Source organism: Bradyrhizobium sp. USDA 4504, from assembly GCF_054063995.1.
Genome location: NZ_JBSSGV010000001.1, coordinates 4,725,923 through 4,751,723 on the forward strand (window position 1 = coordinate 4,725,923; position 25,801 = coordinate 4,751,723).

Annotated in this window: 21 protein-coding genes and 2 pseudogenes; 9 read left to right on the forward strand and 14 right to left on the reverse strand. The window is 65.4% G+C overall.

Going from position 1 to position 25,801, the window contains the following annotated elements; translation table 11 throughout:
• Positions 1–149: 149 nt before the first annotated feature.
• The gene (locus ACVMB1_RS22275; protein WP_076824108.1) at positions 150–1,739 is read right to left on the reverse strand and encodes a DHA2 family efflux MFS transporter permease subunit; all 1,590 of its coding nucleotides are present in this window, start codon (positions 1,737–1,739) and stop codon (positions 150–152) included.
• Between the two features lie 47 nt (positions 1,740–1,786).
• Positions 1,787–3,073, reverse strand: a complete 1,287-nt coding sequence (locus tag ACVMB1_RS22280) for an HlyD family secretion protein (protein ID WP_076824105.1) — start codon at positions 3,071–3,073, stop codon at positions 1,787–1,789.
• 188 nt (positions 3,074–3,261) lie between these two features.
• Between ACVMB1_RS22280 and ACVMB1_RS22285 the strand changes: the two are divergent.
• Positions 3,262–3,904: pseudogene (locus ACVMB1_RS22285) on the forward strand (TetR/AcrR family transcriptional regulator).
• Between the two features lie 266 nt (positions 3,905–4,170).
• Positions 4,171–5,013, forward strand: a complete 843-nt coding sequence (locus ACVMB1_RS22290; protein ID WP_076824101.1) for a GNAT family N-acetyltransferase — start codon at positions 4,171–4,173, stop codon at positions 5,011–5,013.
• 182 nt (positions 5,014–5,195) lie between these two features.
• On the opposite strand, the gene ACVMB1_RS22295 is transcribed toward ACVMB1_RS22290, so the two are convergent.
• Together ACVMB1_RS22295 and ACVMB1_RS22300 are read right to left on the reverse strand one after the other, a co-directional pair.
• The gene (locus tag ACVMB1_RS22295; RefSeq protein ID WP_076824099.1) at positions 5,196–7,868 is read right to left on the reverse strand and encodes a flavin-containing monooxygenase; all 2,673 of its coding nucleotides are present in this window, start codon (positions 7,866–7,868) and stop codon (positions 5,196–5,198) included.
• Positions 7,869–8,269: 401 nt separating this feature from the next.
• Positions 8,270–8,974: an SDR family oxidoreductase gene (locus tag ACVMB1_RS22300; protein ID WP_057014974.1), complete on the reverse strand. Its 705-nt coding sequence runs from the start codon at positions 8,972–8,974 to the stop codon at positions 8,270–8,272.
• Positions 8,975–9,114: 140 nt separating this feature from the next.
• On the opposite strand from ACVMB1_RS22300, the gene ACVMB1_RS22305 reads away from it, so the two are divergent.
• Complete coding sequence (locus tag ACVMB1_RS22305; protein ID WP_076824096.1) at positions 9,115–9,933, forward strand: substrate-binding domain-containing protein; 819 nt, start codon at positions 9,115–9,117, stop codon at positions 9,931–9,933.
• On the opposite strand, the gene ACVMB1_RS22310 is transcribed toward ACVMB1_RS22305, so the two are convergent.
• The 4 genes and pseudogenes from ACVMB1_RS22310 to ACVMB1_RS22325 form a co-directional block, all read right to left on the reverse strand.
• Positions 9,907–10,605 carry an ABC transporter permease gene (locus ACVMB1_RS22310; protein WP_016845814.1) on the reverse strand — a complete coding sequence of 233 codons (699 nt, stop codon included), beginning with the start codon at positions 10,603–10,605 and terminating at the stop codon, positions 9,907–9,909. The genes ACVMB1_RS22305 and ACVMB1_RS22310 overlap by 27 nt on opposite strands.
• Positions 10,606–10,664: 59 nt before the next feature.
• Positions 10,665–11,048, reverse strand: coding sequence for a response regulator (locus ACVMB1_RS22315; protein WP_050425581.1), 384 nt, complete (start codon positions 11,046–11,048; stop codon positions 10,665–10,667).
• Between the two features lie 113 nt (positions 11,049–11,161).
• The gene (locus ACVMB1_RS22320) at positions 11,162–12,397 is read right to left on the reverse strand and encodes an extensin-like domain-containing protein (protein WP_076824094.1); all 1,236 of its coding nucleotides are present in this window, start codon (positions 12,395–12,397) and stop codon (positions 11,162–11,164) included.
• 124 nt (positions 12,398–12,521) lie between these two features.
• Positions 12,522–12,959 (reverse strand): annotated as a pseudogene (locus ACVMB1_RS22325) (autotransporter outer membrane beta-barrel domain-containing protein); the annotation flags it as partial.
• A 110-nt stretch (positions 12,960–13,069) separates the two neighbouring features.
• Between ACVMB1_RS22325 and ACVMB1_RS22330 the strand changes: the two are divergent.
• The 4 genes from ACVMB1_RS22330 (at position 13,070) to ACVMB1_RS22345 (ending at position 17,430) form a co-directional block, all read left to right on the forward strand.
• Positions 13,070–13,882, forward strand: a complete 813-nt coding sequence (locus ACVMB1_RS22330; protein ID WP_141341409.1) for a hypothetical protein — start codon at positions 13,070–13,072, stop codon at positions 13,880–13,882.
• 737 nt (positions 13,883–14,619) lie between these two features.
• A complete protein-coding gene (locus ACVMB1_RS22335) occupies positions 14,620–15,234 on the forward strand; it encodes an inner membrane-spanning protein YciB (RefSeq protein ID WP_057014969.1) in 615 nt (204 codons plus the stop codon).
• Between the two features lie 212 nt (positions 15,235–15,446).
• Positions 15,447–15,701 carry a hypothetical protein gene (locus tag ACVMB1_RS22340; protein ID WP_456815273.1) on the forward strand — a complete coding sequence of 85 codons (255 nt, stop codon included), beginning with the start codon at positions 15,447–15,449 and terminating at the stop codon, positions 15,699–15,701.
• A 154-nt stretch (positions 15,702–15,855) separates the two neighbouring features.
• A complete protein-coding gene (locus tag ACVMB1_RS22345) occupies positions 15,856–17,430 on the forward strand; it encodes a FecR family protein (RefSeq protein WP_076824090.1) in 1,575 nt (524 codons plus the stop codon).
• 91 nt (positions 17,431–17,521) lie between these two features.
• Here ACVMB1_RS22345 and ACVMB1_RS22350 read toward each other — a convergent pair whose 3' ends face one another.
• The 3 genes from ACVMB1_RS22350 to ACVMB1_RS22360 form a co-directional block, all read right to left on the reverse strand.
• Positions 17,522–18,349 (reverse strand): class I SAM-dependent methyltransferase, encoded by an 828-nt coding sequence (locus ACVMB1_RS22350; protein ID WP_076824088.1) that lies wholly within the window; start codon positions 18,347–18,349, stop codon positions 17,522–17,524.
• A gap of 119 nt (positions 18,350–18,468) precedes the next feature.
• Positions 18,469–18,876: a hypothetical protein gene (locus tag ACVMB1_RS22355; RefSeq protein ID WP_141341958.1), complete on the reverse strand. Its 408-nt coding sequence runs from the start codon at positions 18,874–18,876 to the stop codon at positions 18,469–18,471.
• Positions 18,877–18,954: 78 nt separating this feature from the next.
• Entirely contained in the window at positions 18,955–19,260 is a 306-nt protein-coding gene (locus tag ACVMB1_RS22360; RefSeq protein WP_057014965.1) for a nickel-binding protein, read from the reverse strand.
• Positions 19,261–19,423: 163 nt separating this feature from the next.
• Here ACVMB1_RS22360 and ACVMB1_RS22365 point away from each other — a divergent pair, with 163 nt between their 5' ends.
• Positions 19,424–21,229 carry a winged helix-turn-helix domain-containing protein gene (locus ACVMB1_RS22365; protein WP_076824084.1) on the forward strand — a complete coding sequence of 602 codons (1,806 nt, stop codon included), beginning with the start codon at positions 19,424–19,426 and terminating at the stop codon, positions 21,227–21,229.
• On the opposite strand, the gene ACVMB1_RS22370 is transcribed toward ACVMB1_RS22365, so the two are convergent.
• Together ACVMB1_RS22370 and asd are read right to left on the reverse strand one after the other, a co-directional pair.
• A complete protein-coding gene (locus ACVMB1_RS22370; protein ID WP_076824082.1) occupies positions 21,230–22,030 on the reverse strand; it encodes an NUDIX hydrolase in 801 nt (266 codons plus the stop codon).
• 121 nt (positions 22,031–22,151) lie between these two features.
• Positions 22,152–23,018, reverse strand: coding sequence for an archaetidylserine decarboxylase (asd, locus tag ACVMB1_RS22375; protein WP_057014963.1), 867 nt, complete (start codon positions 23,016–23,018; stop codon positions 22,152–22,154).
• Between the two features lie 34 nt (positions 23,019–23,052).
• Here asd and ACVMB1_RS22380 point away from each other — a divergent pair, with 34 nt between their 5' ends.
• Positions 23,053–24,717 (forward strand): aminotransferase class III-fold pyridoxal phosphate-dependent enzyme, encoded by a 1,665-nt coding sequence (locus tag ACVMB1_RS22380; protein ID WP_076824080.1) that lies wholly within the window; start codon positions 23,053–23,055, stop codon positions 24,715–24,717.
• 399 nt (positions 24,718–25,116) lie between these two features.
• On the opposite strand, the gene ACVMB1_RS22385 is transcribed toward ACVMB1_RS22380, so the two are convergent.
• Positions 25,117–25,734 carry a hypothetical protein gene (locus tag ACVMB1_RS22385; RefSeq protein ID WP_076824078.1) on the reverse strand — a complete coding sequence of 206 codons (618 nt, stop codon included), beginning with the start codon at positions 25,732–25,734 and terminating at the stop codon, positions 25,117–25,119.
• Positions 25,735–25,801 lie beyond the last annotated feature (67 nt).

Here is a 25,801-nt window from a genome sequence, read left to right on the forward strand (position 1 = left end):
TGCGATGCACTCAGCCCGGCGACAACGGCACACTTTCGTAGCCCGGATGAGCGAAGCGATATCCGGGGCCGCGTCACGCTCAGTGATGAACTGCCGAGATCGGTCCCGCATGTCGCTTCGCTCATGCGGGATACGAAAACCGATGACACCTAATGCGCGTCGCCGCCGCTCGCGGTCATCGACGGTGGCTTGTTGACGAACAGCACCAGAAGGCTGAGCGCGACATAGAACAGCGACAGCATGAAGAAGGCATCGCCATAGCCCATCACCGCTGCCTGACGGTGCACGATCTGCGAGAGCTGCTTCATCGCCATGACGGCGGAATCGCCCATGCCCTGCATGCGCTGGGTGAACATGTTGAGGGTCTCGACCGCGGTGGTGTTGCCCCAGGTCACGCGGTCATGCAGCCGCGAGATGTGCAGATCGGTGCGGTCGTTGAGCACCTCGTTGATGACGGCGAGACCTACCGCGCCGCCGAGGTTGCGCATCAGGTTGAACAGGCCGGAGGCGTTCTTGACGCGATCCTGCGGCAACGTCGCGAGCGCGATGTTGTTGGTCGGCACCATGGCGCACATCATGCCGATGCCGCGCAGGATCTGCGGCAGCAGCAGCTCGTAGAAATCATAGTCGCGGGTGATCCAGGTCATCTGCCAGGAGCCGAGCGCGAAGGTCACGAGGCCGAAGGCGATGATGTAGCGCAAATCGACCTTCTGCATCAGCCGCCCGACCACCGGCGCCATCAAGAACATGGTGACGCCGGAGACGAACATGGTCTCGCCGATCATCAGCGCGCTGTAGCCGCGAACCTCCGCGAGATAGCGCGGATAGACATAAGTCAGGCCATAGAGCCCGATGCCGATGCAGAACTGCAGCACGCAGCCGACCGCGAAGTTGCGGTTACTGAAGGCGTAGAGATCGACGATCGGCTCCTCCGCGGTCAAGACGCGCCAGAAGAACGCGACCGCCGAGACGAAGCCAATCGCGGCGCAGACAGCGACCGAAGTGTCCTGCAGCCACTCATATTGCGGCCCCTCCTCCAGCACATATTCAAGCGAGCCGAGGAAGCCGCCCATGAAGATCAGGCCCCACCAGTCGAAGCGCTCGAGCAGCGCGAAGTTCGGCTGGTCGAAATCGACCAGCGCCAGCACGCCTGCCGTGATGATGACGCCGGGCACGATGTTGATGAAGAACAGCCAGTGCCACGACATCAGATCCGTGATGTAGCCGCCGACGGTTGGGCCAACGGTCGGCGCCAGCGTCGCGACGAGGCCGATGATCGGCGCCACGATGTGGAATTTGGTGCGCGGGAAGATCGTGTAGGCCGAGGCGAACACCGTCGGGATCATGCCGGCGCCGAGAAAACCCTGCAGCGCGCGCCACAGGATCATCTGCTCGATCGAGGAGGCGAAGCCGCACAGCAGGCTCGAGGCGGTGAAGCCGAACGCGGAGATCGCGAACAACAGCCGCGTGCCAAGCGCGCGCGACAGGAATCCGGACAACGGAATCGCGATCACTTCGGCGATCAGATAGGCGGTCTGCACCCACGACACTTCGGTCGAGGATGCCGACAGGCCGGCCTGGATCTCGGACAGCGAGGCCGAGACGATCTGGATGTCCAGGATCGACATGAACATGCCGAACACCATGATGATGAAGGCAACCAGCCGCTTCGGCTGGATGCGCTCGGACTCCGGGGCGCCGGTCATCATCGAGGGCGAAGCAGTGGTCGTATCAGCCATGGGCTCATCGGCTCCGAGCCTCGGACTCTGTCCGAAGCTTCAAGACATCACTGCGGATGGATCATCATCGGCGCGTCGAGATCAGTTTCGGCGTCGGCATCGGCCGCGCCTTCGCGGGTGTCGACGGTGGTGTAGACCGACATGCCGGCGCGCAAGAGGCCCTGCTTGGCGACGCTGGCAGGCACGCGGATGCGGACCGGCAGGCGCTGCACGATCTTGGTGAAGTTACCGGTGGCGTTGTCGGGCGGCAGCAGCGTGAACACCGAGCCCGCCGCCGGCGAAATGCTGTCGACGAGGCCGGTGAACTTGCGGAAGCCGTAGGCGTCGACCTTGATCGTCACCCGCTGCCCGGTGCGGATGCGCTTGAGCTGGGTCTCTTTATAGTTGGCGTCGATGTAGACGCCGTCGAGCGGCACCACGTTGCCGAGCCGCTGGCCCACATTGATATAGTCGCCGGTGTTGACCAGGCGGTTGGAGAAGGTGCCGTCGACCGGCGCACGGACATTGGTGAATTCGAGATCGCGCTCGGCCTTGGCGAGCTGGGTCTGCAATTCGGCGAGCTGGGCGCGGGCCTCGGCCTGCTGCGCCTTGGTCACCTCGACATTGTCCTTGGCCGCATCATAGGCCGCCTGCGCGGACCGCACGCTGGCCGCGCCCTGATCACGGCCGGCCTCCGAGACTTCGAAGGTGGCACGCGAGGCAAAACCTTTGGTGCTGAGCGCCTGCTGCCGATCGAAATCGAGATCGGCGCGCTTCAGGCCGGCCTGAGCGGACACGAGCTGGGCCTGCGCCTGCTCGACCGAACTCGCCGCCGCCGCAACCTGGCGGCCGATGCGCTCGATCGTCGCCTGCTGGGTCGCGATCCTGGTGCGCGCGGCGTCGGCCGCGATACGGTAGTCGCCATCATCGATCCGGAAGATTACGTCGCCTGCGCGCACCAGCGCGTTGTCGCCGGGCAGGATCGCCGTGATATGGCCCGCGACGCGCGCGCCGAGCATGGAGTTGTTGGCGCGGACATAGGCATCGTCGGTCGAGACGTAGAAGCGCCCGACCATCAGGTAATAGGCGGCATAGCCCGCGGCAGCGAGCGCGAGCAGGCCGACCACGCCCATCATCACGAATTTGCGCCTGCCGGATTTCGGCGCCGGCGCCGCAGCGGGCGAAGCCGCCGGCTGCTCGGGCGCAGACGCGGGCGGCGCCTCCGCGGGACGCTTGGCTTCATCAGCCCGGCCCTGCTCGCCGAGATCGGCGGATGCATCGCGCGCGATCGCGTCCTCGGCCATCTCAGGCTCGGAACGAACAATGCGTGCAGCCTGATCCCGTGCTGCGGCCATGGCCGAGGCTCCCCACAAAAATCTTGACGCGCGCGATGGCGGAATAAGGGCCGTGCGGCGCATCGTCACTCCCAAGATACCATTGACCGAACGGTTCGGTCAATATACATTCCCGCCCGCTAGATTATAAAGCTTCGATTCTTCCCTTTCCTACTTTGGGTTGAGTTCTCTCCCGAGAAGCTAAATCAATGGTTGCAGCGCCCCGAACCTCCCTCCAGTCCGTCGGCGAGGAGGAATCGTCGAAACGCCGCCAGATCCTGGACGGCGCCCGTAAGATATTCCTGGAGCTCGGCTTTGACGGCGCGAGCATGGGCGAGATCGCGCGCGCTGCCGGCGTCTCCAAGGGCACGCTCTACGTCTATTTCCCCGACAAGGCCGGGCTGTTCGCGGCGATCGTCGAGGAGGAAAAGCTCGAGCAGGGCAAGGTCGCCTTCAATTTCGATCCGGCGCGCGACGTCGACACCACCCTCCCCGAATTCGGCCGCGCCTATGTCGCGGGTGTTGTGCCGGCCCGGCGGCGGCTCGGCGATCCGCACCGTGATGGCGATCGCCGAGCGGATGCCCGAGCTCGGCAGCCGGTTCTACACCCACGTCATCGCCCACACCGTCGACCGCTTCGCCGCCTATCTCGAGGCGCGCGCCGCGCTCGGCGAGCTCGTGATCGACGACTACCAGCTCGCGGCCTGGCAATTCATGCAGATGTGCCAGGCGACGCTGTTCCAGGCGTTCATCTTCCAGGCCAAGCCGTCGCCCTCGCCGGAGCGGATCGCAACCGTCGTCGACAGCGCGACGCGCGTGTTCTTCGCGGCGTACCGGCCGAAGGCCGGGTGAGATCGACGTCTTATCGCGGACCAGCGCGCTCTTCGTCCCGTCATGCTGAGGTGCTCGCGTAGCGAGCCTCGAAGCATGCGCGGCCCGGCTGGTGGCCGTCGTGCTTGAGACGGCTGCGGAGTTTATCATCGGGCCGCGCTTTGCGCGGACTCGTTGGCAGCCTCATCAACATGACGGACGTAGATTCTTTAGATCGTCACGGGGGTATTGTTCTCCAGCCGTCGATGTGCACGATCAATAACTCCAGCACGACGAGGCGATCGACCATGAACGACCTCACCATCCGACAGATGCAGCCGGACGAGATCGCGCTCGCGGTGGACTGGGCCGCGGCGGAGGGATGGAATCCTGGTCTCGCAGATGCGCCCTGCTTTGCCGCCGAGGACCCGCAGGGCTTCTTCATCGGCGAGCTCGATGGCGAGCCGGCCGCGGTGATCTCCTGCGTCAATTACGGCGCGCAATTTGCCTTCCTCGGCTTCTACATCGTGCGTCCGGATCTGCGCGGCCGCGGCCATGGCCTGAAGATCTGGAATGCGGCCATCGCGCATGCGCGCCCGCGCGTGATCGGGCTCGATGGCGTGGTGGCGCAGCAGGCGAACTACCAGAGGTCCGGCTTCGCGCTCGCCTATGCCAATGTGCGCTACGGCGGCACTGTCGCTGCACCATCCGCGCCGAGCGACGGCACCGTCGCGCTGACCGATCTGCCGATGGCGCTGATCGAAGCCGATGACGCCACTGTGTTTCCCGCACCGCGGCCGGCATTCCTGCGCGCCTGGATCAACACGTCAGGACATGTCGGGCGCGCGCTGATGCGCGACGGCAGGCTGGCCGGCTGGGGCGTGATCCGCCCGTGCCGGACCGGCCGCAAGATCGGTCCGCTGGTTGCCGATGACCGTGCCGGCGCCGAGGCCGTTGTCGCGGCATTGCTCGCGAGCGCGGGCAGCGGCGAGGTCTTCCTCGATGTCCCCGCGGTCAACCGCGACGCCGTCGCGCTGGCGCAAGGCCTCGGGCTGTCGCCGGTGTTCGAGACCGCGCGGATGTATACCGGCGCGATCCCGCCACTCCGGATCGATCGCGTGTTCGGCGTCACGACGTTCGAGCTCGGTTAGAGCGAGAGATTTCGGAATATTAGAAATATATCCGTGGGTTGCCCGACGTGTCAAGTGGCTAGGTCGAACGCCTGCCACCGCCGGCTCCTTTGCATGGGGTTGTTTTCGATATTTTCGCAACGCGCCTCCCCCGCAAGTGCCCGCAAGCGGGAGAGGGAGCGCGGCTGCAATTCAAACCCGAGCTAGTTCGCCGCCGCGTTGACCTCCGGCGTAGCGACGTTGTCCTGCTCGACCTCCTCGGGCAGGCCGGCGAAGCGCCGCAGCGCCTTCGCCATCTTCACGCGGCCGGCAACGCCGGTGATGATGACGTCGACCATCACGAACGACGAGTGGAAGTGGCCCTGCGCCTTGAGCTGCTCGACCTTGACGCCGGCCTTGGCGAGCGCGTCGCCATAGGCGATGCCCTCGTCGCGCAACGGATCGAACTCGCTGGTCGCGATGAACGTCGGCGGCAGGCCTTCGAGCTTGCCGCGCAGCGGCGCGACGCGCGGGTCGGTGCGGTCGGCCGGCGAGCAGTACAGATCCCAGAACCAGTACATCAGCCCGCGGGTCAGGAAATAGCCGGTCGCGTTGTCGACATAGGACGGCCGGTCGAATGTGGAATCGGTGACCGGACAGATCAGGAGCTGGCCCGCGATCTCGGGCCCGCCGCGATCGCGCGCGAGCTGGCACGTGACGGCCGCGATGTTGCCGCCGGCGCTCCAGCCCGCGACCAGCAGCGGCCCTGCCCTGCCGCCGAGCTCGGCGCTATGGGCCGCGATCCAGCGCGTCGCCGCAAAACCGTCCTCGGCCGCGGCCGGGAAGCGATGCTCGGGCGCATGGCGATAGCCGACACTGACGATGATCATGCCGGTGCGCCGGCACAGGTCGCGGCAGAACGGATCGTCCGACATCTCGTCGCCGAGCACCCAGCCGCCGCCGTGGAAATACACCACGATCGGATGCGGCCCCGGCGTCGTCGGCCGGTAGAGCTTGTACGGCAACGGACCGTCCGCGCCCTGCAGCATGCCGCTGCCGACCTCGCCGACCGGGCGGCCAAAGGGGCGGCCCTTGTTGAATTCGGTGAGGAAGTCGCGCGCGCCCTGCGCCCCCATCGTCTCGAGCGGCGGCAGGTTCATCTCACCGAGCAGGTTCAGCACCAGCCGCACATCCGGCTGCAGGCGCACGATCTCGCCGTCATTGCACTGCTCGGCAACGCCGGGACCCGAGAGCTTGAAGCCGAGCATGCCGCGGCCGACCACCTCATTACAGATGCTGCGATACGGGCCGACGCCGCCCGTATAAGGCATCACGCCTTGCGGCTTGCCGGGCACGTTGGCGCCCGTGTACCAGGTGTTGGCGAGCCGGTGCAGCGTCAGCGTCGTGCAGTCGGCCATGTGCCGTTCCCAGCCGGCCTGCGCGGTCTCGGTCGCTTCCATCGTGGTGAAGCCGGCGTCGCGCAGCGCGGCGATCCGTTCCACCACCCAATCGACATGCTGCTCGATCGAGACAGCCATGTTCGACAGTACCGACGGGCTGCCGGGGCCGGTGATCATGAACAGATTGGGGAAGCCCGCGACGGTGACGCCGAGATAGGTCTGCGGTCCGTGCGCCCAGACATCCGACAGCGACTTGCCGCCACGGCCGGAGATCGGATGCACCGCCATGATCGCCCCGGTCATCGCGTCGAAGCCGGTGGCGAACACGATGACGTCGACGTCGAACTTGCGTCCGTTGGTGAAGATGCCGCTGGCGGTGATCCCCTTAATCGGCTCCTGCCGCAGATTCACCAGCGTCACGTTGGGACGGTTGTAGGTCGCGTAGTAATTGGTATCGAGGCAGGGACGTTTGGCACCGAACGGATGATCGTGCGGGGCCAGCGCCGCCGCCGTCTCCGGATCCTTGACCACGGCGCCGATCTTCTCGCGGATCAGGTCGGCGACCAGTCTGTTGCCGTCGACATCGACCGCCTGGTCGGCCCAGAGCTGGGTCAGGATGTGGACGAGGTCGCCCGCCGCCCACGCCTTCTCGAACCGCTCGCGGCGCTCGGCGTCGCTCAATTGCCAGCTCACCACGGTCTGCTGCGGATAGGGCACGCCGGCCATCGACCAGCGCGCCTGGTCGCGATAGGCAGCACGGTCGCTCTCGAAATAGGTCTTGCGATCCTCGGGCGCTGGGCCGTTGCCCGCGGGTAGCGCGAAGTTCGGGGTGCGCTGGAACACGGTGAGCTGCGCGGCCTGCTCGGCGATGATCGGTATGGACTGAATGCCCGACGATCCGGTGCCGATCACGGCGACGCGCTTGCCCTTGAGATCGACGCCCTGATGCGGCCAGCGGCCGGTGAAATAGATCTCGCCCTTGAAGTCCTTGACGCCGTCGATCTCCGGCGGCTTCGGCGACGACAGGCAGCCGGTCGCCATGATGTAGTAGCGGCACGAGACGTCGGCGCCGTTGTTGGTCGAGATCTGCCAGCGCGAGGTCGCATCATTCCAGGTCGCCTGCGTGACCTTGGTGCCGAACCTGATGTCGCGACGCAGATCGTAACGGTCGGCGACGAAGCCGAGATAGCGCAGGATTTCCGGCTGGGTCGCGTATTTCTCCGACCAGGTCCAGGCCTGATCGAGCTCGGGATCGAAAGTGTAGCTGTAGTCGATGGTCTGGATGTCGCAGCGCGCGCCGGGATAACGATTCCAGTACCAGGTGCCGCCGACATCGGCGCCCTCCTCGAGCGCGACCGCCGAGAAGCCCGCCTTGCGCAACCGATGCAACAGGTAAAGTCCGGCGAAGCCGGCGCCGACCACCGCAACGTCGACCTGCTGCGTGGTTCCGCTCTGCGTGGAGTCTGAAGCGCGTGCTGCAACTGCTGCGTCTGGCATGCCATTCCTCCGTATGTTTTGATTTGACGGAAGGCTAGCCCTGCGCCTTCAGTTTGTCATCACGACAAACGCAATCAGAGGTCGCCGCAATTGTGACGCCCGCGGCCTGGAGCGCGCCGCGCAGCGCGTAGACGCAACTGGTGACGACGCAACGCGGTACGAACGGCGCCGCACACTTTGATGTCGTCCCGGCGAAAGCCGGGACCCATACTCCGCGGCGGATGTTGTGGACGGGACTCGTCGTTCCATCGACGCGCAACGATGACCATCGGTGGTTATGGGTCCCGGCTTTCGCCGGGACGACACCGAATATTTGGTGCCGCTTGTGAATCACAAGCTCACTTGCTCCTCAGAGTCCGTCTATGAGTCAGGCCCTGGGGATGACGGGTTTAGCAGTTGCCTCAAATCGACCGCATCAATCCGCCGTCGACGCGGATGTTTTGGCCGGTGATGTAGCCCGCGCCGTCGGAGACGAGGAAGCTGATGGTTGCGGCGATCTCCTCCGCCTTGCCGTAGCGCTTCATCGGCACGCTGTCGCGGCGCTCGTCGGTTGCCGGGAGGCTGTCGATCCAGCCTGGCAGCACGTTGTTCATGCGCACATTGCTGGCGGCGTAGCTGTCGGTGAACAGTTTGGTGAACGCAGCGAGCCCGGCGCGGAACACCGCCGAGGTCGGAAACATCGCGCTCGGCTCGAACGCCCAGGCGGTGGAGATGTTGACGATCGCGCCCGACTTCTGCGCCTGCATGTGAGGCGCGACGAGACGCGTCGGGCGGATCACGTTCATCAGGTAGACGTCGAGACCGGTGTGCCACTGCTCGTCGGTCAGTTCGAGCACACCCGCGCGCGGGCCGTGGCCGGCGCTGTTGACCAGCGCATCGATGCGGCCCCAACGCTCCACCACGCCGTCGACGGCGCGTTTCAGATCATCGTTGGAACGGTTCGAGCCGGTGAAGCCGAGGCCACCGAGCTCCTTTGCCAGCGCCTCGCCCTTGCCCGACGACGACAGGATCGCAACGCGGAAACCATCGGCCGCGAGGCGCCGCGCCGCCGCCGCTCCCATGCCGCTGCCGCCTGCGGTAACGAGCGCGACCTTCTCCAAAGCCATGACCTGATATCCCTTCTTATTGCTTCGTTCGAGGCGACCCTAGCACTGCCGATCGCAACGCGCGACATCGCGCCTGCTTTGCGTCACCGGACGAAATGCGGCATGGTGACCGACATCGTTCTCCGGTACGCAGTATTCACATGACATCCCTCCTTCGACACCTTGTCATCGCCGCCGTGATGCTGTTCGCCGGTCCCGCGCTCGCGCAGACCCGGTCCATCACCGTCGCCTCGACGACATCGACCGAACAGTCCGGCCTGTTCGGCTATCTGCTGCCGCGGTTCTCGGAGACCTCGGGCATTGCCGTGAAGGTGGTCGCGGTCGGCACCGGACAGGCGCTCGACATCGGACGGCGCGGCGATGCCGATGTCGTGTTCGTGCACGATCGCGTGGCCGAAGAGAAATTCCTGGCCGAGGGCTTTGCGACCAGGCGATATGACGTGATGTACAACGATTTCGTCATCGTCGGCCCGAAGGCCGATCCGGCGCATATCGCCGGCGACAAGGATGTCGCGGATGCCCTGCGCAAGATCGCTGCGACCAGTTCGGCCTTCATCTCGCGCGGCGACCACTCCGGCACGCACGAGGCCGAGCTGCGGCTCTGGAAGGCGGCCGGCGTCGATCTCGGCTCAGCGAAGGGCCAGTGGTATCGCGAGATCGGCCAGGGCATGGGTCCGGCGCTCAACATGGCATCCGCGTCGAATGCCTATGTGCTGTCCGACCGCGGCACCTGGCTGTCGTTCAAGAACCGCGGCGAGCTCGCCGTGCTGACCGAAGGCGACCGGCGGCTGTTCAACCAGTACGGCGTGATGCTGGTCAATCCGGCGAAACATCCGACGGTGAAGGCCGCGGACGGCGAGGCCTTCATCGACTGGCTGGTCTCGCAGGCCGGGCAGTCGGCCATCGCCGGCTACAAGGTCGGTGGCGAGCAGCTATTTTTCCCCAACGCCGCGCACTAGCAGAAACGCGATCGTGCTGACGCTGACGCTCAGCGCAAGCAGGATGACGCCGAGCCCGAGGCCGAGCGCCAGCTCGCCCTTGCTGGTCTCGAGCGCGATCGCGGTCGTCATCGTTCGCGTATAGCCGCTGATATTGCCGCCCACGATGATGATGGCGCCGACCTCCGCGATGGCGCGGCCGAAGGCGGCGAGGAACGCGGTGAGCAGCGAGGCGCGGCCGAGCGAGAACACCAGCGCAAGGCTGCGCAGGCGGGACAGGCCGTCGGTGCGGATCAAATCGGCATATTCCGCCCACAGCAGCGCGACCGGACGATGCACCAGCGCAACCACGATCGGCGTCGCCAGGATGACCTGCGCCACCACCATCGCCGTCGGCGTGAACAGCAGCCCGGCGAAGCCCAGCGGTCCGGATCGCGACAGCAGCAGATAAAGCCCGAGGCCGACCACGACCGGCGGCAGGCCGAGACAGGCATTGGCGAGCACGATCACCACCTGCCGTCCGCGAAACCTCGATATCGCAAGCCAGCCGCCGATCGGCGCGCCGATCAGAAGCGCGAGCAGGCTCGCCAGCAGGCTGACGCGCAACGACAATGCGACGATCCCAAGCAGGACCGGATCGCGACCGGCTATCAGCGATGCCGCCGCCGTGATCGACTGTGCGAAATCATTCATGCCGGCACGTTTTGCCCGCACAACGTGCGCATCGTCAAATCGCAGGAACGATCAGTCGCTCAGGCCGGCGCGCCGTTCTTGAGCAGCTTGGCCACGGCCGCGACCAGTTCGTCAGGCGAGAACGGCTTGTTCAGCAGCACGCTGTCCGGCACGCCCCGGGTCGGCCACTCGTCGCCGCCGCCGCCGGTGATGTAGAGCACCGGGAATGACGGGTCGATCTCGCGGGCGCCGCGCGCCACGCGCCAGCCGTCGAGCCGGCCGAGCAGGCGGATGTCGGTGACCAGTGCTGAGTATTTGGTGCGGAACGCCTTCAGCAGCGTCAACGCTTCCTCGCCCGAGCCCGCGATCGCCGGCTCATAGCCGCCGTCCCTCAGGGCGTCCTCTACCATCATCTGAAGATCACGATCGTCTTCGATGACGAGAATGATCGGCGCGTCTTGCAAAGCTATCCCCTAGAAATCAGCCGGGTGCGCCCGGCTCCGAAGCATATGCAGCATAAAAGTGGCTACCGTTTGCACGGTGTCACCCAGTAAAAATACGGGTATCAGACGCGTCCCTATTCGTCGGCGAATTCGTCTTCTTCGTTGATCCCCGCCTTACCCCGCGGGGCCGGCTTTCTGCCGCCGAGCGATCCTGTGACATAAGGTTCGCGCGTTGCATAGGGGTTACGGCCGCCGGCACGCGCCGCGACCTCCTCGCCCGAGACGGCGGCGGGCTGGCAGATCAGACGCCGGCTGGCCCGGCGCATCAGATCCACATGGATGTGGTCGTAGTGATAGACGTTGGACCCCGGCGCCAGCACCGTGGTGAATTGCTGGCAGGCGGCGGCCTGGACATCGCGCAGAAAGCCCTGCTCCTCCGGCAGGCCTTTCCAGCCATCCTTCACGGTTATGCGGCGACCGTCAGCCAGCGTGAAGGCTGCGATGTCGAGCGCATTGCCGAAGGCGTGCTCGGAAATATGCGCGTGCGAATTGCCGTTCATGCCGCGGCAGGAATAGGCCGAGATCTGCTTGATCTCGACGACACGCGCGCCGAACCAGCGCTGCGCCGCCGGCTGTACGGAATCGGCGAGCCAGCGCTCGAGCACCGAGACGATCGGGCACGCCAGCGTTGCCGCCGGCTTCACTGCGACCGGGCCGACCGTCACCACCGGATTGCCGCTCGAGGGACCGAGCCGCGGCGGCGGTGGCGCGCCGGGCGGCTGCTGGGAATACGGTGCCGGTGAATAGGGCGCGGCCGCGCTGTCGCGCTGCGGATTGGATGGCAGGCCCGGATAATAAGGTCGCTCGCCCCTGGCATCGGGCGAGCCTTCCGGCGGCAAATCGATCTCGTCCTGCTGCGGCGGAACGCCGGGCGCCGACAGCGAGACCGGCCCATTCTGACGGCTGCCATAGCCCGGCTCGTTGCCATAGCTCGGCTGGCCGACGGCCTGATTGGAATACGGCGCCTGCGCGGGCGGCGGAGGCGGCTGGCGGTTGATCGGCCAGCGCGGCTGGTTGCCGACCGATGCCGGCGGGCGCAGGCTGTCGTCGGCAAATCCGTAAGCCGAACTGGCTTCACCGAGCGCGGCGACCTTGAGCGGGAACTCGGCGCCGCAGACGCCGGGACCGGAGATCGGATCAATGCGGACGAGGTCGGCGCTCTCCTTGACCGCGCCCGACTTCAGGCATGCGGCCTCGGCCTCGGCCCGCCACGGTTCGCGCTCGGCGGTCTGAAACAGACCGCGACCGCAACCAGCAAGCGACACAAGGACAAGGGAGCCGACGAGATACAAACGAACTCCACGCGTCATGGCGCGGAGGTTCTGCGAATTTGATTAAAGACTCTTCAACGCATTTCGATGCGTTGTTTTCAGCTGTCCTTAACCATGCAGCGGAACCCGGCAGGGCAACACGCGCCCTGCCGAGATGATGTCATCACCACGTGTAGCGAACGACACCCTTGCCGCCATAGGACGACGTGACGTCGGAGAACTCGCCTTCGAAGGTAAGCGCCGCCGACCAGCCGCTGGTCCAGTTCATCGCCGCGCTCGCGGTGGTGAGCACCGCATCGCTCGCCGGCGCCGCACCGTTGACCACGAAGGACGCGCCCGGCAGCGTCTGGAATGTCGCGGCAACGCTGCGATCGGTGTTGTAGTCGTGCGCCCAGGCAAGGCGGCCGCGCAGGCTGAGAATGCCATCCTGCAACGCGATCGAGCGATCGCTGCGGAGGCCGAGTTCGCTGCGCGTGGCGGTGACGGTCTTGGCGCCATAGGCCACCGCGAACGCGCTCGATCCCTACAGCACCTGCTCGGCATAGGACGGCAGATCGTAGGTCGTGAACTGTCCGGCGGCATAGGGCGTCAGCGCCAGCGACCACGGCGTTGTCGATCGTGAAGTTTTCGCCGGGACGGATCGCGTCCGCATTGGCCGCAGTGATCAGGCCGGTCGCGCGGTTTGTGATGTGAACGCTCGCGGCGGTCGAGATGAGATTGTCGAAGTCGATCGCCTGCCCGGTCGCCGATTTGATGGTGCCGGCATTGTCGACCGAGAACCTGGCCGCGGTCGTGCTGTTGCTGCCCGACGCGCCGTTGATCTGGATGGAGTCGTCCGCCGACTGGATCGTCGCGCCCGCATTGTTGACGACCGACAGCGAGATCACGTTGTTGAGATTGGTGGTGGCACGGATCGCGCGAGAACCTGCCGTATTGGTCGCGTCGATCAGGCCGGAATTGGTGATCGTGGTGGTTCCGCCGCCGATCCGCATCACGTCGCTGCTTGATGACTTGATGATGCCGCCGCTCTGGTTGGTGATCGAGAACACGGTGGTGTTCGACGTCGCGTTGACGAAGTCGAAGACGCGGCCGTTGCCCGTCGACTGGATGGTGCCCGCATTGTCGACGGTGACCGACCCGCTGCTCAGGCCGCCATTGATCCGGAATGCATCATTGGACGCGGTGAAGAGCGCGCCGGAATTGTTGATCAGCGTGAGATTGCCGCTGATGGCGCTGCTCGAGGTGTCGATGCCGCGCGAGGTCGCCGAGATGGTGCCGTTGTTGGTGATGACGACGCCGGGCGACGACAGGCCGGTAATCCAGGTGATCGCGGTGCCCGTCACCGACAGGCTGCTGCCGGCGGCGACCGAGCCGGTATCATTGTTGGAGACGGTCTGCGCCGTCGTGCTGTTGGGAGGAGTGCTGAAGCTTGCGGCCAGTGCCGGACAGGAGAACCCCAACGAAGTCGCAGAAATAGCCAGCGCAAGCCGGCTTGCGCGGCTCAGAAACTCAGATTTCACGTAACGCCCCCAAGTACTTATTACCGGGGTAGAGCCCCGGTCATTGCGGGCGGCAATCTGGGTATGGTTTGTGACAGGCGCACAACAAATGACGATGCTGCCTTGCGGCGCAACGACACAGGGGCGAGAGCAACCGACGGACATCCAAGCGGGGACTGCTATCGGCGCCTGGAACCGGCGCCGCCGCCGAATATATTTGCGACGCGTCAACGCCTTGATTCGGCGGCTATTTGAGCCGCGCATCGCAATGCGGCATTGCCGCGAATAGCAAGCCTGACAACAAGACTGCCTTTTTCGGCCTGGAACCCCTTGCTAGCTTTGACGTTAATGCGGGCAGCGTTGTGTGAACCGAGGGAGTTTCCCCAATGGATTTCGCGAGTCCTCTGCTGAGCAAGCTGAGCATTGTGGCCGCGTACATCGCGTTAGCCTTCGTCGGCGCCATTATTCTCGGTGTGTTCTAGGACATTCGACAGGCATGAGTTCAGCGCCCGGCGGCCGCCCCCGCCGGCGCTTTGCTGTTTTACGTTCACTCCGCCACAACTACAGCTCGATGATCGCGATGAGGGGCTCGAATGCGATGCGCGTGCAGCGCTGCGCCGTGCAACGGCGGGGCGAGTCTTGCGGTCGCCCTTCAGGTAACGGGCTTATATCTGCCCGGCGGTCGCTTCATGTGCGTCGCCGGACCCGCTATAAGAGCCGCATTGTCGAAAATGAATTGAACCTGCGGGCGACCGGCGACCAATGAAGCATTTCCTCACCGCGGCCAGGCTGTTGGCCCTCGATCTCGCCTCGACGCTTGTCTTTCTTGTTCTGTTCCTGCTGACGCACAACACCGCGCTCGCGGTCAGCCTCGGCATCGCATTCGGCGTCGTGCAGATCGGCGTCCAGATGGTGCGCGGCAAACGGATCGACACCATGGAATGGCTGAGCCTGTTCCTGGTCGTCGCCGCCGGCTCCGCCACGCTGCTGACCCACGACCCGCGCTTCGTGCTGTTCAAGCCGAGCGTGATCTACGCCATCGTCGGCGTCGTGATGCTCAAACCCGGCTGGCTCAACCGCTACCTGCCCGAGATCGCACAGAAAGTCGTGCCCGATGTCGCCGTCAAGGTCGGCTATGCCTGGGCCGCCCTGATGTTCATCTCCGCCGCGGTGAACGCCATCGTCGCGCTGACCTGCGAGATCACGACATGGGCCGTCGTGATGCCGATCTTCGGCATCGTGAGCAAGATCGTGGTGTTCCTCGGCGGCTTTGCCGCGCTCCGCCTCACCGCAAGGCGCCGCATCCGCGCCATGCCGGAGACGCAGCGCGAGGCCGTGCTCGCGCTCGAAGGGGCACCGGCGCCAGCTGCGCCGTAGCCCCCGACCGGGGTGTGGTCGACGAAACAAACGGCCCGCGCGACGAAACCATTTTGCCGTGACAACGAAGAATTGCTGAAACCAAGCCTGCCTAGTGATCGGTTCGACAACGCGCTGCTTCGGCGCGATCACAAGGGGGACATGATGGCTTTCACCGCTTCCGCGCTTCGTCACGGCAAACTGCTGCGGCAACCGCGTTCACGCTCGGTCTGCTGACCTCGGCGTCCTATGCCTACACCGACGAGCAGCAGCAGATGTGCACCAGCGACGCCATGCGGCTGTGCAGCGCGGAAATCCCCGACGTCGATCGCGTCACCGCCTGCATGATCCGTCAGCGCGCGCTGCTCAGCGACGGCTGCAAGGCGGTGTTCCACTACGTGCCGCCGGCGGCTGCGCAACCCGCGAATTATGCGCCCGCGGCCAAGCCGGCGAAACCGCTCAATATCACTCCTCACAAGCGCGGCTAAGCAAAACCCCAACAGCGACCAGGCACCGCGCTTCCGGCAACGGAGCGCGGTGCTTGATCGTTTCGGTCCGCCATGACAACAAGGCACGACCGTTCATCCGGCATTCAGCCTGACGCGGCTCAATTGCCGTCCCCACTGCCTCCCCCGGGAATCGATGGCGATGCGCCGCAGCCTTCTCTTTGCGCTTCTGCTTGGCGCCGGCGTCACGATCGGTTGGCAATCAGCGGCCAATGCCGCGCCGGACTTGACGCGGCTTGCACAGGCGCAACCTGCACAGGCGCCCGCCCCGGCGCCGAGTGCGACGCCGCCTACGCCCGCTCCCGCAACACCCGCGCCTGCAACGCCGGCGCCGGCCGCGAGCGCGCAGCCCGCAGCGCCCGAGCCGATCGGCAACGTGGCGACACTGACAGGAACCGCGACCGTCACGCGCAACAGCACCGCGACGCCGCTGCAGATCCGCGACGACATCTTTGCCAATGACGAGGTCGCGACATCAGGGACCTCCTCGCTCGGCATCACCTTCAACGACGGCACCACCTTCAACCTGCGCGCCAATGCCAGGATCACGATCGACAATTACGTCTATGAGGACGGCGGCCAGCAGAACAGCGCGCTGTTCAACGTCACCAAGGGAACGGCGGCCTTCGTCGCCGCCGCGGTCGCCAAAACCGGCGACATGAAGATCTCGACCCCGACCGCGACGCTCGGCATCCGCGGCACCACCGGTCTCGTCGAGGTGCCCGAAGGCGCCACCGCGACCAGCAGGAATGTCGGCATCAAGCTCTATCCCGACGCCGACGGACATGTCGGCCGCATCGAGGTCAACGACCGCAGCGGTGCCTCGCTCGGCGTGCTGACGCGCGGCGCCAGCGGCTTTGCGATTCGTCCGGGCACCGGCGGTGCCCGCTTCGCCGCGGTGCCGCTGACGATCTCGCCGCAACAGATCACGCGCGACCAGGGCTTTGTGCGCCAGGTCCATAGCGCGCAGACGCTGGGCCGCCAGGTCGTGACCGAGCAGCGCGACTTCCGCCGCGCCAATCCCGATTTCCGCAGGGCCAATCCGGCCGCGCCCTATCCGAACCGCGGCCAGCCCGTGCAGCCGAACCCGCAGCGGCAGAACGGCCTGCCGGGCCAGAACCGCAACACGCCGCAGCAGCCGGGTCAGCAAAAACGTCCGGGCCAGATGCAGCAGCCCGGTCAGCCGAACCGTCCCGGCCAGCAACCGGGCACGCCTGGCCGGCAAGGTTCGCAGCAGCGGCCCGGCACGCAGCAGCAAGGCGGCGCACAGCATGCGCTACCCGGCCAACCCGGCGGCGCGACGCTGCCGCACGCGCCCGGCGTCCAGACGCCAGCCGGACAACAGCCGGCGGGACAACAGCCAACGCGCCAAGCCCCCACGCAAGAGCCCGCACGCCAAGGCGGCACGACGCAACCCGGCGGACAACAATCGCCGGCACGTCAAGGCGGTCTGCAGCCCGGCCGCACCCAGGCGCCGGGCGGCGTGCGCCAGCCAGGACCACCAGCGGCCCAGCCGGGTCAACCGGGCGCGCCGCGACAAGGCACCGCGCAGCCCGTGCCGCAGGCGCCCGGCCAGATCCGACCCGGCATCCAGCAAGCCGCACCGGGCATACAACGGCCCGCGGTGCAGGCGCGGCCAGGCTTCCAGCAACGGCGCGCGCCGCCTCCGCCGCGCGGCGCGAAGCCTCCACCCAGGGACAAGCGCCAGTAACTGAGATCACAGCAATGTCGATCAAACGAGCGAATGGCGCCGGCGAGTTACGCCGGCGCCATGCACAGATCGACCAATGCCGAGCGGCAGGTCAGCCGCGCCTGGTGATCACGGCCTCCAGATATTCGCTCGGGATCACCAGCGTGCCGTCCCTGGCGATATTGAACTGGTCCATCAGGCTGAACATGTCGGCGGCGAGCAATTGCTGCTTGACCGGATCGATCGCCCCGAACGCCTTCAGCACGGGCCCGTAATAGGTGCGGAAGATCTCGAGGAAATGCTCGCGCGACCTGTAACGGAAATTGAAGTGCCTGCGCCTGGCATCGAGCGTCGCCTGCGGGCCGAACAAGGCGCCGAGATGCGCCTCGGTGCCCCACAGCGCGGGAGACTTCACGCCCGGCGCCGGCGGCACATACTTCCCGATGGTCTTGAACAGCTGGCCGATGAAACCTTCCGGCGTCCAGCTTGCGAGGCCGATCTTGCCGCCGATGCGGCAGACGCGGCGCAGTTCATTCGCCGCCTGCTGCTGGTCGGCGGTGAACATGACCCCGAAGGTCGACAGCACGACATCGAAGCTGGCATCGGCAAACGGCAGCTTCTCCGCGTCCGCTTCCTGGAACGTGATGGGCAGACGCTCCGCCGCCGCCCGCTCGCGGCCGCGCTCGAGCAACGCCGCGACGTAGTCGGTCGAGACCACGTCGGCAAAGCGCCGCGCCGCAGCCAGCGTCGCATTGCCGTTGCCGGCGGCGACGTCGAGCACCATCTGATTGCTGCGCAGGTCGACTGCCTCGCAGAGCATCTCGCCGACGATCTGGAGCGTGGTGCCGACGATCGCATAGTCGCCCGCACTCCAGGTGGCTTGCTGGCGCGCCTTGACGGCGGCAAGATCGATGGTCGGCATTTCGGTCTGAACGTTCATGTGCATCTCCTTTGAAAATGTGGTGCGGCTCGCGGCGAGGCCGCCGGCTTCGCCGAAAGTCCGCGGGTTGCGTCAAAAAACGGCGTCGAGCAGTGCAATGACTTCAAATGTGCTGCGCGCTATGTGCGGCGGTCGAGCAGGACCGGGATGGTCGATGCGGCAACTATGCTCCAGTCCGAGCGATGCCTGCAGCCGTGGCTGCTACGCTGCGTCAAGGCGGCCTGCTGCGCCGGAGCTGCACGATGCTCCAGAACGACAGGTTCCTCCGCTCGGGTGAACACGGGCGAGGACAAACCCGCGATCACCAGCCCGAGCAGCGCGCTTCGCCCGATCGGCCGTGAGCAGCGGTTCCCGGCGCCCTTCGACTGGCCGCCGGCGTCGCGCGGCATCAGGCGACTGGCCTGCCGCTCGCGATGGGCGAGCATGCCTGCGACCGATTGATTGACGATCCGGCGGATCCGCAAAAGCAGGAAGGAAAAATGCCTTCGTACCGGACTTGAAATGGATTCCATGAATGAAATCGACATAATTGTTTCCTTGATCGAAGTGTGATGGCGCTCCGGATCAGGTTTGGTCGGGATACGCCATGCGACGCCGCGCAGGCGTCATTCGGCTGCAATGGGTGGTTGGACCGGATCACCACGCACCACCACGGTTGCCGCGACCTTGTAGAATTCCTCGCCCGGCATGCCGACGCAGCGCGCATGCTCCCGGATCGAGTCACCGTCACGCGCCTCGTATATGCAGAATGTGCCGATGCGACCATCCGCCTCGTGCACCACATAGCTGCGGATCCAGCGGACACGGTCCGGCATCTGCTCGTCGCCGACCCTTGCGGATGTTGCGCCGGCGAGTTCCAGCTCGCTCATGTTCGCCCAGGCGCTCGGACGGCGAATGACATAGAGTTCCATCGAAATCTCCTCGGTTGCAATTATTGAACGGCAGGCGCTCATAGCGAGCCATGATCAGCTATAGGCGCTGTCGATGCCGACTGTCCTTACCGCGGACTGATCATTGCCTGATCTTTGTCTGATCCTTGGCTGAACCTTTTCCGCCGAGCCCGCACTCATACACATGGCATTCTCATTTGGACTGTTCGAGCTTGATGAAGCTGGACGCGTGTTGCTGTGCGCGCGCCAAGAGGTCCCATTGCAGCCGCGTGTGTTCGATCTGCTGATTTATCTGGTTCGACACCGGGACCGGGTCATCCCCAAGGAAGAACTCCTCGAAGCCGTCTGGCCGGATGTGACGGTCACAGACAACTCGCTGCAGCGGGCGGTGAGTGCGTTGCGCGCCGCGCTGCGCAACGGCGGCATGGACGGCGCGATCCGAAATCTGCCGGGCAAAGGCTATCGCTTCTTCCTCGAGTCCGGGATCCGGCAGCCGGAACGCATCGACCCCAAGCAAGTCGATGGCACCGTCGGTGCAATCGGTCTCGCCCGACGCGCAGCGGCCGGACAATTGTGGTTGCAGGCAGCGACCCTGTTCGCGAGCGCGGATGAAAGCGGCCAGCTCAACGCTGAAGATCTGCACGATTGGGCGCTTGCCCTGCAGTGCCTCGGCAGGGCCACGGCAGCGATTCCGATTCTGGTTCGCGCGGTCGCCGCACGCAGCCAGGCCGGTGACGCTGCTGGCGCCACGGTCGACGCAATAGCGCTCTCGGCCTTGCATTTCGAAAGCGGCCAGGCCGCGATCGGAAAGGGCTGGCTCGCGCGGGCGGAAGATTGGGCTTCAACGCTCGACGATCCTCCGACGACGGCACTGGTGTTATGGATGAAGTCGAAACTGGCTGCTTTCGATGGCGAGCCGGAACAGGCACTCGCGTTGGCCGACGCTGCCTACACCGCCGTCAGATACAAGGATGCGATCAATATCGAAGCGCTGAGCCTGGCCTATCGCGGCTTCTATCGGCTGTGCCTCGGCGACACACACGGAGGACTGTCCGATCAGGACCATGCCGCCGCAGTTGCCCTGTCCAGCAACAATCTGGACCCGATCATTGGCGGCAACCTCTATTGCAACATCCTCTGGGCGGCCCGGATGTTCGGAGATTGGGCACGCGCCGACCAGTGGACGCGGAGCTACCAGAACTTTTGCTCGGGCAGCGGCATGGAATTGACGGGCTCGTGCCAGCTGCACCGCTCCGAGGTGCTCGGCATCAGAGGCTCGCTCGACGAAGCGCTGTCGCGCATTCAGGACGCGCTCGGACGCCTGACCAGCGATGCGCCCTGGTCTCTTGGCGATGCCAACCGGGTGCTGGGCGATATTCAGGCGGCGATCGGCAATGACGACGCAGCGCTCGAAGCCTATGACAGGGCTTACACGCTGGGCTGGTGCCCGGAGCCGGGCCGCGCCATGCTGCTGCTCGCAAGAGGGGAAGCGGAAGCCGCCTATGCAAGCCTCGAGCGGAGCCTGATCGGCAAGACCTGGTGGACGCTGCAGCGGCGCGGAATCCTGCTCGCGCATCTGGCGCTGGTTGCCGCGCACACGCATCGGACCGTTCGAGCGAAGGCATTGATCTGCGAACTGTCGGGAAGTCCGGATCGCTGGCCGATGCCCTCGATCCGCGCACTCACCAACGAAGCACAGGCGATCCTCGCGCTTTCCCGGCAGGACCATGAAACAGCCATGCGGCATCTCCATCTCGCCCGCCAGCTGTGGTCCAGCATCGAGGGGCGGGTCCAGATCGTGCGGCTGCGGCTTCAGATCTCCAGCCTCCAGCTGGAGCATGGAGATGTTCGCGGCGCCATGGCCGAAGTTCATGCGGCACAGCTTCTGGCCCGTGACCTGGGCTCGCCCAAGCGTCTTGCCGAGTGTCTTGCCTTGCAGCGTGACATTGAGGCCTGGCAGCCAACGGCGCGACGTCAGATGTGCGGGTGATCACGCCGCGCGGCGCAGCCAGTCGCGCACGCGTTCGATCAGATTCTTGCGCGGCGTGGCCTGAGGTGCCGCGCCGGCCGGCACGACCTCGTGCACGAATGGCGGCGCTTGGTCAGGGACGACCGTCTCGGCGCCCCGCTCGGTCTCGGCAGTTGCATCGGGTGCGGCCACCGGAACGTCTTGCGGCGCCATGGCCGGCGGATCGGGCTCGCTTTGCGCGAGTGGCGGCTGATCGATGGCCGGCGTCTCCGCCGGCGCAGCCGCATCGGCAACATCAGGCGCGTCGGTGACCTCCTGCTCGTCGATGACCTGTGGCACTGCGGCTTCGCGAATCCGCCGGCGCTCTGCGGCCACGGCTCTCCCCCGCGCGCGCCGCTCGCGCTCGGTGAGCGCCGCGGCCTGCAACGCGATCGGTCCGACATTTTCCAGGAACGCGCGCTCGTAGCCGCGCGACAGACGCTCGAGTGCCGCATCGAGCGGCAGCCAGTCCACCTCGCGGACGTCGCTCATCAACGCCCGCACCGGCTTGCCGCCGGCATCCATGCGCCAGTAATGCACCACCTTGGATCGGCCGCCTGAATCATAGACCAGCGTGCCGAGGAATTCGTGCACGTCGACGTCGTGGCCGGTTTCCTCGAGCACCTCGCGCTCGGCAGCGGCGCGCGGCGTCTCGCCGTCGTCGAGCTTGCCTTTCGGCAACACCCATTCATTGCGCTTGCGCAGCCGCACTACGGCGAAGCGCTGCGGTGCGTCCCGCCGCAGCACAATGCCTCCCGCCGCCAGAACAGGCGTCCGCGCCATCTCGTGTCCCAAAGGTTTGCGATTTAGGATCGTCGCACGACGATCCCGACTATTCTACGCATGATCGCGAAAAGTGGAAGCCGGTTTTCCCGCTCAAACGATGAGCGCGATGGAAACAAGGCTATAAAGGCTTCCGCAGCAGCGGCTCGCCGCATTTGATCCGCGTTCCCTCCGCGACGTTGTCAGGGAATTCGAAATTGCCGGGCGCCAGCACGATGATCGTCGAGCCGTGTTCGAACCAGCCGAGTTCATCGCCCTTCTTCACATGCGCGTTACAGGAAAAATCCACTAGGCCCCGCGACTGCGCGTTCAGCGTGATATCGAGGAAATGCAGGCGGAGGCTGGCGACAAGGATCGCCGCGACCGGAACCAGCGTCAGTGCCTCGCCGGTTGGCAGCTTGGCGCGCAGCACCGCGCGCTCGTTCTTGCAGAACAGCCGCTCGATCCGCTTCAGCGCGATCGGATTGACGTTCCAGACGTCGCCATGAATGAACGTCACCTTGTCGATGGCAAGATCATAGGGCGCGTGGAAACGGTGGTACATGCTCGAGGTCAGCCGCAGCGTGACGAAGCGGCCGTTCCGGTGCTGCTCCACGAGCGCCGGATCGCCGACCAGATCGAGCAGCGAATAGGGCGCGCCCTTGACCTGGAACAATTGCCCGTCCTCGATCCGCCCATGCGCGCCGATGATCGCATCCGACGGGCTCGCGATGATGGCAGGATCGGCAGCGGCCGGACGCAGGCCGGGCTTGAGCTCGCGGGTGAAGCAATCGTGCAGGCTCCTGAACTCGGTCTTCTTGGCCTCCGACAGATCGAGGTCGGAGAACAGCTTCCAGCAGGCGATCGAGGCGTCGCGCACCAGGGGGTTCTCGACCTTGGAGAACCAGCCCATGAAGCGGGTCAGCGCGGCCCGCGGAATCCGGTTGGTGAGCAGGAAATTGAGGTCTTCCTGCTGGGTGAATGCCGAGATCAGGCCCTTGACTGTCATGAATCTGTTAGGTGCTGAGGCTAGCGCTTCTGTCATGGAAACATCCCTTCCGATTCTCTCGCTGTCCGCCGCCGCGCTTGCCGGCGCCGCCGCAGCTTTCCCCAAAATTCAGGCCCGCATCGCGCTGTCGCGCGCCAAACACCGCTCGCTGACCGGACATTCCAAGATGTCCAAGATGGTCGCGCGCATGGTCCCGCACTACGAATTCGACATCGACGACTTCTTCCGCTCCGACGGCGCGCCGAAGGACGTCGCGATGCAGCGCCAGGACGGCTTCTTCCGCCTCGCCGGCCTCTACGGGGATCGCTACCCCAAGGGCCGCGCGCTGACCGCCGAGGTCACGGAGCGCATCTCCGACCTGCAGTTCACCGAAACCTACCGCGTGCCGTTCCAGTACAGCCGCCTGGTGCGCGAGCATCTCGGCACCTCGGCCTTCGTCGAGGCCTCCAGCGGCGTCACCGTCACCGACGTCGACGGCAATGTCTTCTACGACCTGACCGGCTCCTACGGCGTCAACATCTTCGGCAACGACTTCTACAAGGAGTGCATCGCCGAGGGTGAGAAGCGCGCCCACGCGCTCGGCCCCGTGCTGGGCCCCTATCACCCGGTCATTGCCGACAACGTCAAGCGGCTCTGCGAGCTGTCCGGCCTCGACGAGGTCTCGTTCCATATGTCCGGCACCGAGGCCGTGATGCAGGCGGTGCGGCTCGCGCGCTACCACACCAAGCGGAAGCGCCTCGTGCGCTTCGCCGGCGCCTATCACGGCTGGTGGGGCGACGTGCAGCCCGGCGTCGGCAACCCGGTGTCGCCGCACGAGACCTTCACGCTCGCCGACATGTCGGAGAAGACACTGCACGTGCTGCGGACGCGCAGCGACATCGCCTGTGTGCTGGTCAACCCGCTGCAGGCGCTGCATCCCAATTCCAACGCGCCCGGCGATTCCGCGCTGGTCGACTCCTCGCGTTCCTCCAAATACGACCGCGCCGCCTACACCGAATGGCTGAAGAAGCTGCGCGAGGTGTGCACCGAACGCGGCATCGTCCTGATCTTCGACGAGGTGTTCGTCGGCTTCCGCCTCGCCGCCGGCGGCGCCCAGGAATATTTCGGCGTCAAGGCCGACATGGCGACCTACGGCAAGAGCCTGGCTGGCGGGCTTCCGGTCGGCGTGGTGTGCGGCCGCAAGGATTTGATGCGGCGCTTCCGCGACGACCGCCCGGCCGACATCTGCTTCGCCCGCGGTACCTTCAACTCGCATCCCTATGTGATGACGGCGATGGACGAGTTCCTGAGCCGGCTCGCCAGCCCGAACTTCCGCTCGATCTACAACGGGCTGGACGAGACCTGGAACGGCCGTGCCAAGGCGCTCAACGACCGCCTCGCCGCGCAAGGCTTGCCGGTTCGCGTCGGCAACATCTCGTCGATCTGGACCATCTATTACACCGAGCCGTCGCGCTACAACTGGATGCTGCAATACTATCTGCGGGCCGAGGGACTGGCGCTGAGCTGGGTCGGCACCGGCCGTCTGATCTTCACCCTGAACTACACCGAGGCCGACTTCGCCGAGGTCAGCGACCGCTTCGTTGCGGCAGCCGAGAAGATGAAGCGCGACGGCTGGTGGTGGCACAAGGCCGGCCTCACCAACAAGAACATCAAGCGGCAGATCCTGAAGGAGATGGTCGCCGTGAGGTTCGGCCGCTGAGCACACCGTCATTCCGGGGCGATGCACAGCATCGAACCCGGAATCTCGAGATTCCGGGTTCGCTCGCTGGCGCGATCGCCCCGGAATGACGGCGTTTGGGTCGTCACCGTGAAGTTCAGGCGCTGAGGCAACGCGCGGCCCCCCTGCTCCCTCGCCCCGCCCTTGCGCGGAGAGGGTTGGGGTGAGGGGCTGCATCCATAAAATCGGAAATGGACGGACTCGTGGTGAGCCCCCCTCACCCGGATCGCTGGCGCGATCCGACCTCTCCCCGCAAGCGGGGCGAGGTGACGTGTACGCGCGGTCGAAGGCGCTCAAGTGATGATCCGCCGTAATCCTAAGACGTAGATGCCCGGGACAAGCCCGGGCATGACGTAGCTTGAAGACTCTGAGGGCAACCGATCAGGCGTGCTTGACGTGCTTCTCGAGACCCGGATCGATCAGTTCGCCCTTCATCAGGAACAGCGGCGCCTTGTGATAGAGCTTCAGGTCGTTGAACGGGTCGGTGACGATCTTGGTCATCCAGACGAGGCCGGTTTCGACGTCGCGGATGAAGAACAAATGGATGGTGCGGAACAAGAGGCCGCCGATGCCGACCACGAGCCAGATCTTGGCCACCTGGCGGGTGAGGTCGCCCATCGTGACCCAGGGCTTGAACAGGCCGAACAGCGTCGGATCGAAGTACAGCACCATCGGCGACAGCGCCCAGATCGCCATCAGCACGACCTTGCGCTGCAGATTGTAGCCGACCTTGATGTCTTCCTTGTGCTCGTGGGTCGCCTGGTTGACGTGGTCGTAGCCCTTCGGCTCGAAGAAGAAGTGACCGGCCTGGCGCGAGGTCATCGAGACCAGCCAGCCGACCAGCGCCGACACGACCGGATCGAAGAACAGCATCACATAGGCGAACAGGAAGCTCAGCGCGCTGACGAAGTGCAGGCTCTGGTTGATCCGGCTGTGATGGTAGAAGCGATGGTCATCCCAACGCTGGGTACGCAGCTCTTGCAGGAAATTCTTGATCATTGGTTCCCCCAACATCTTTCGGAACAGGATTTACAGGGATTCGATGTATCGCGTGTGACATCATCAT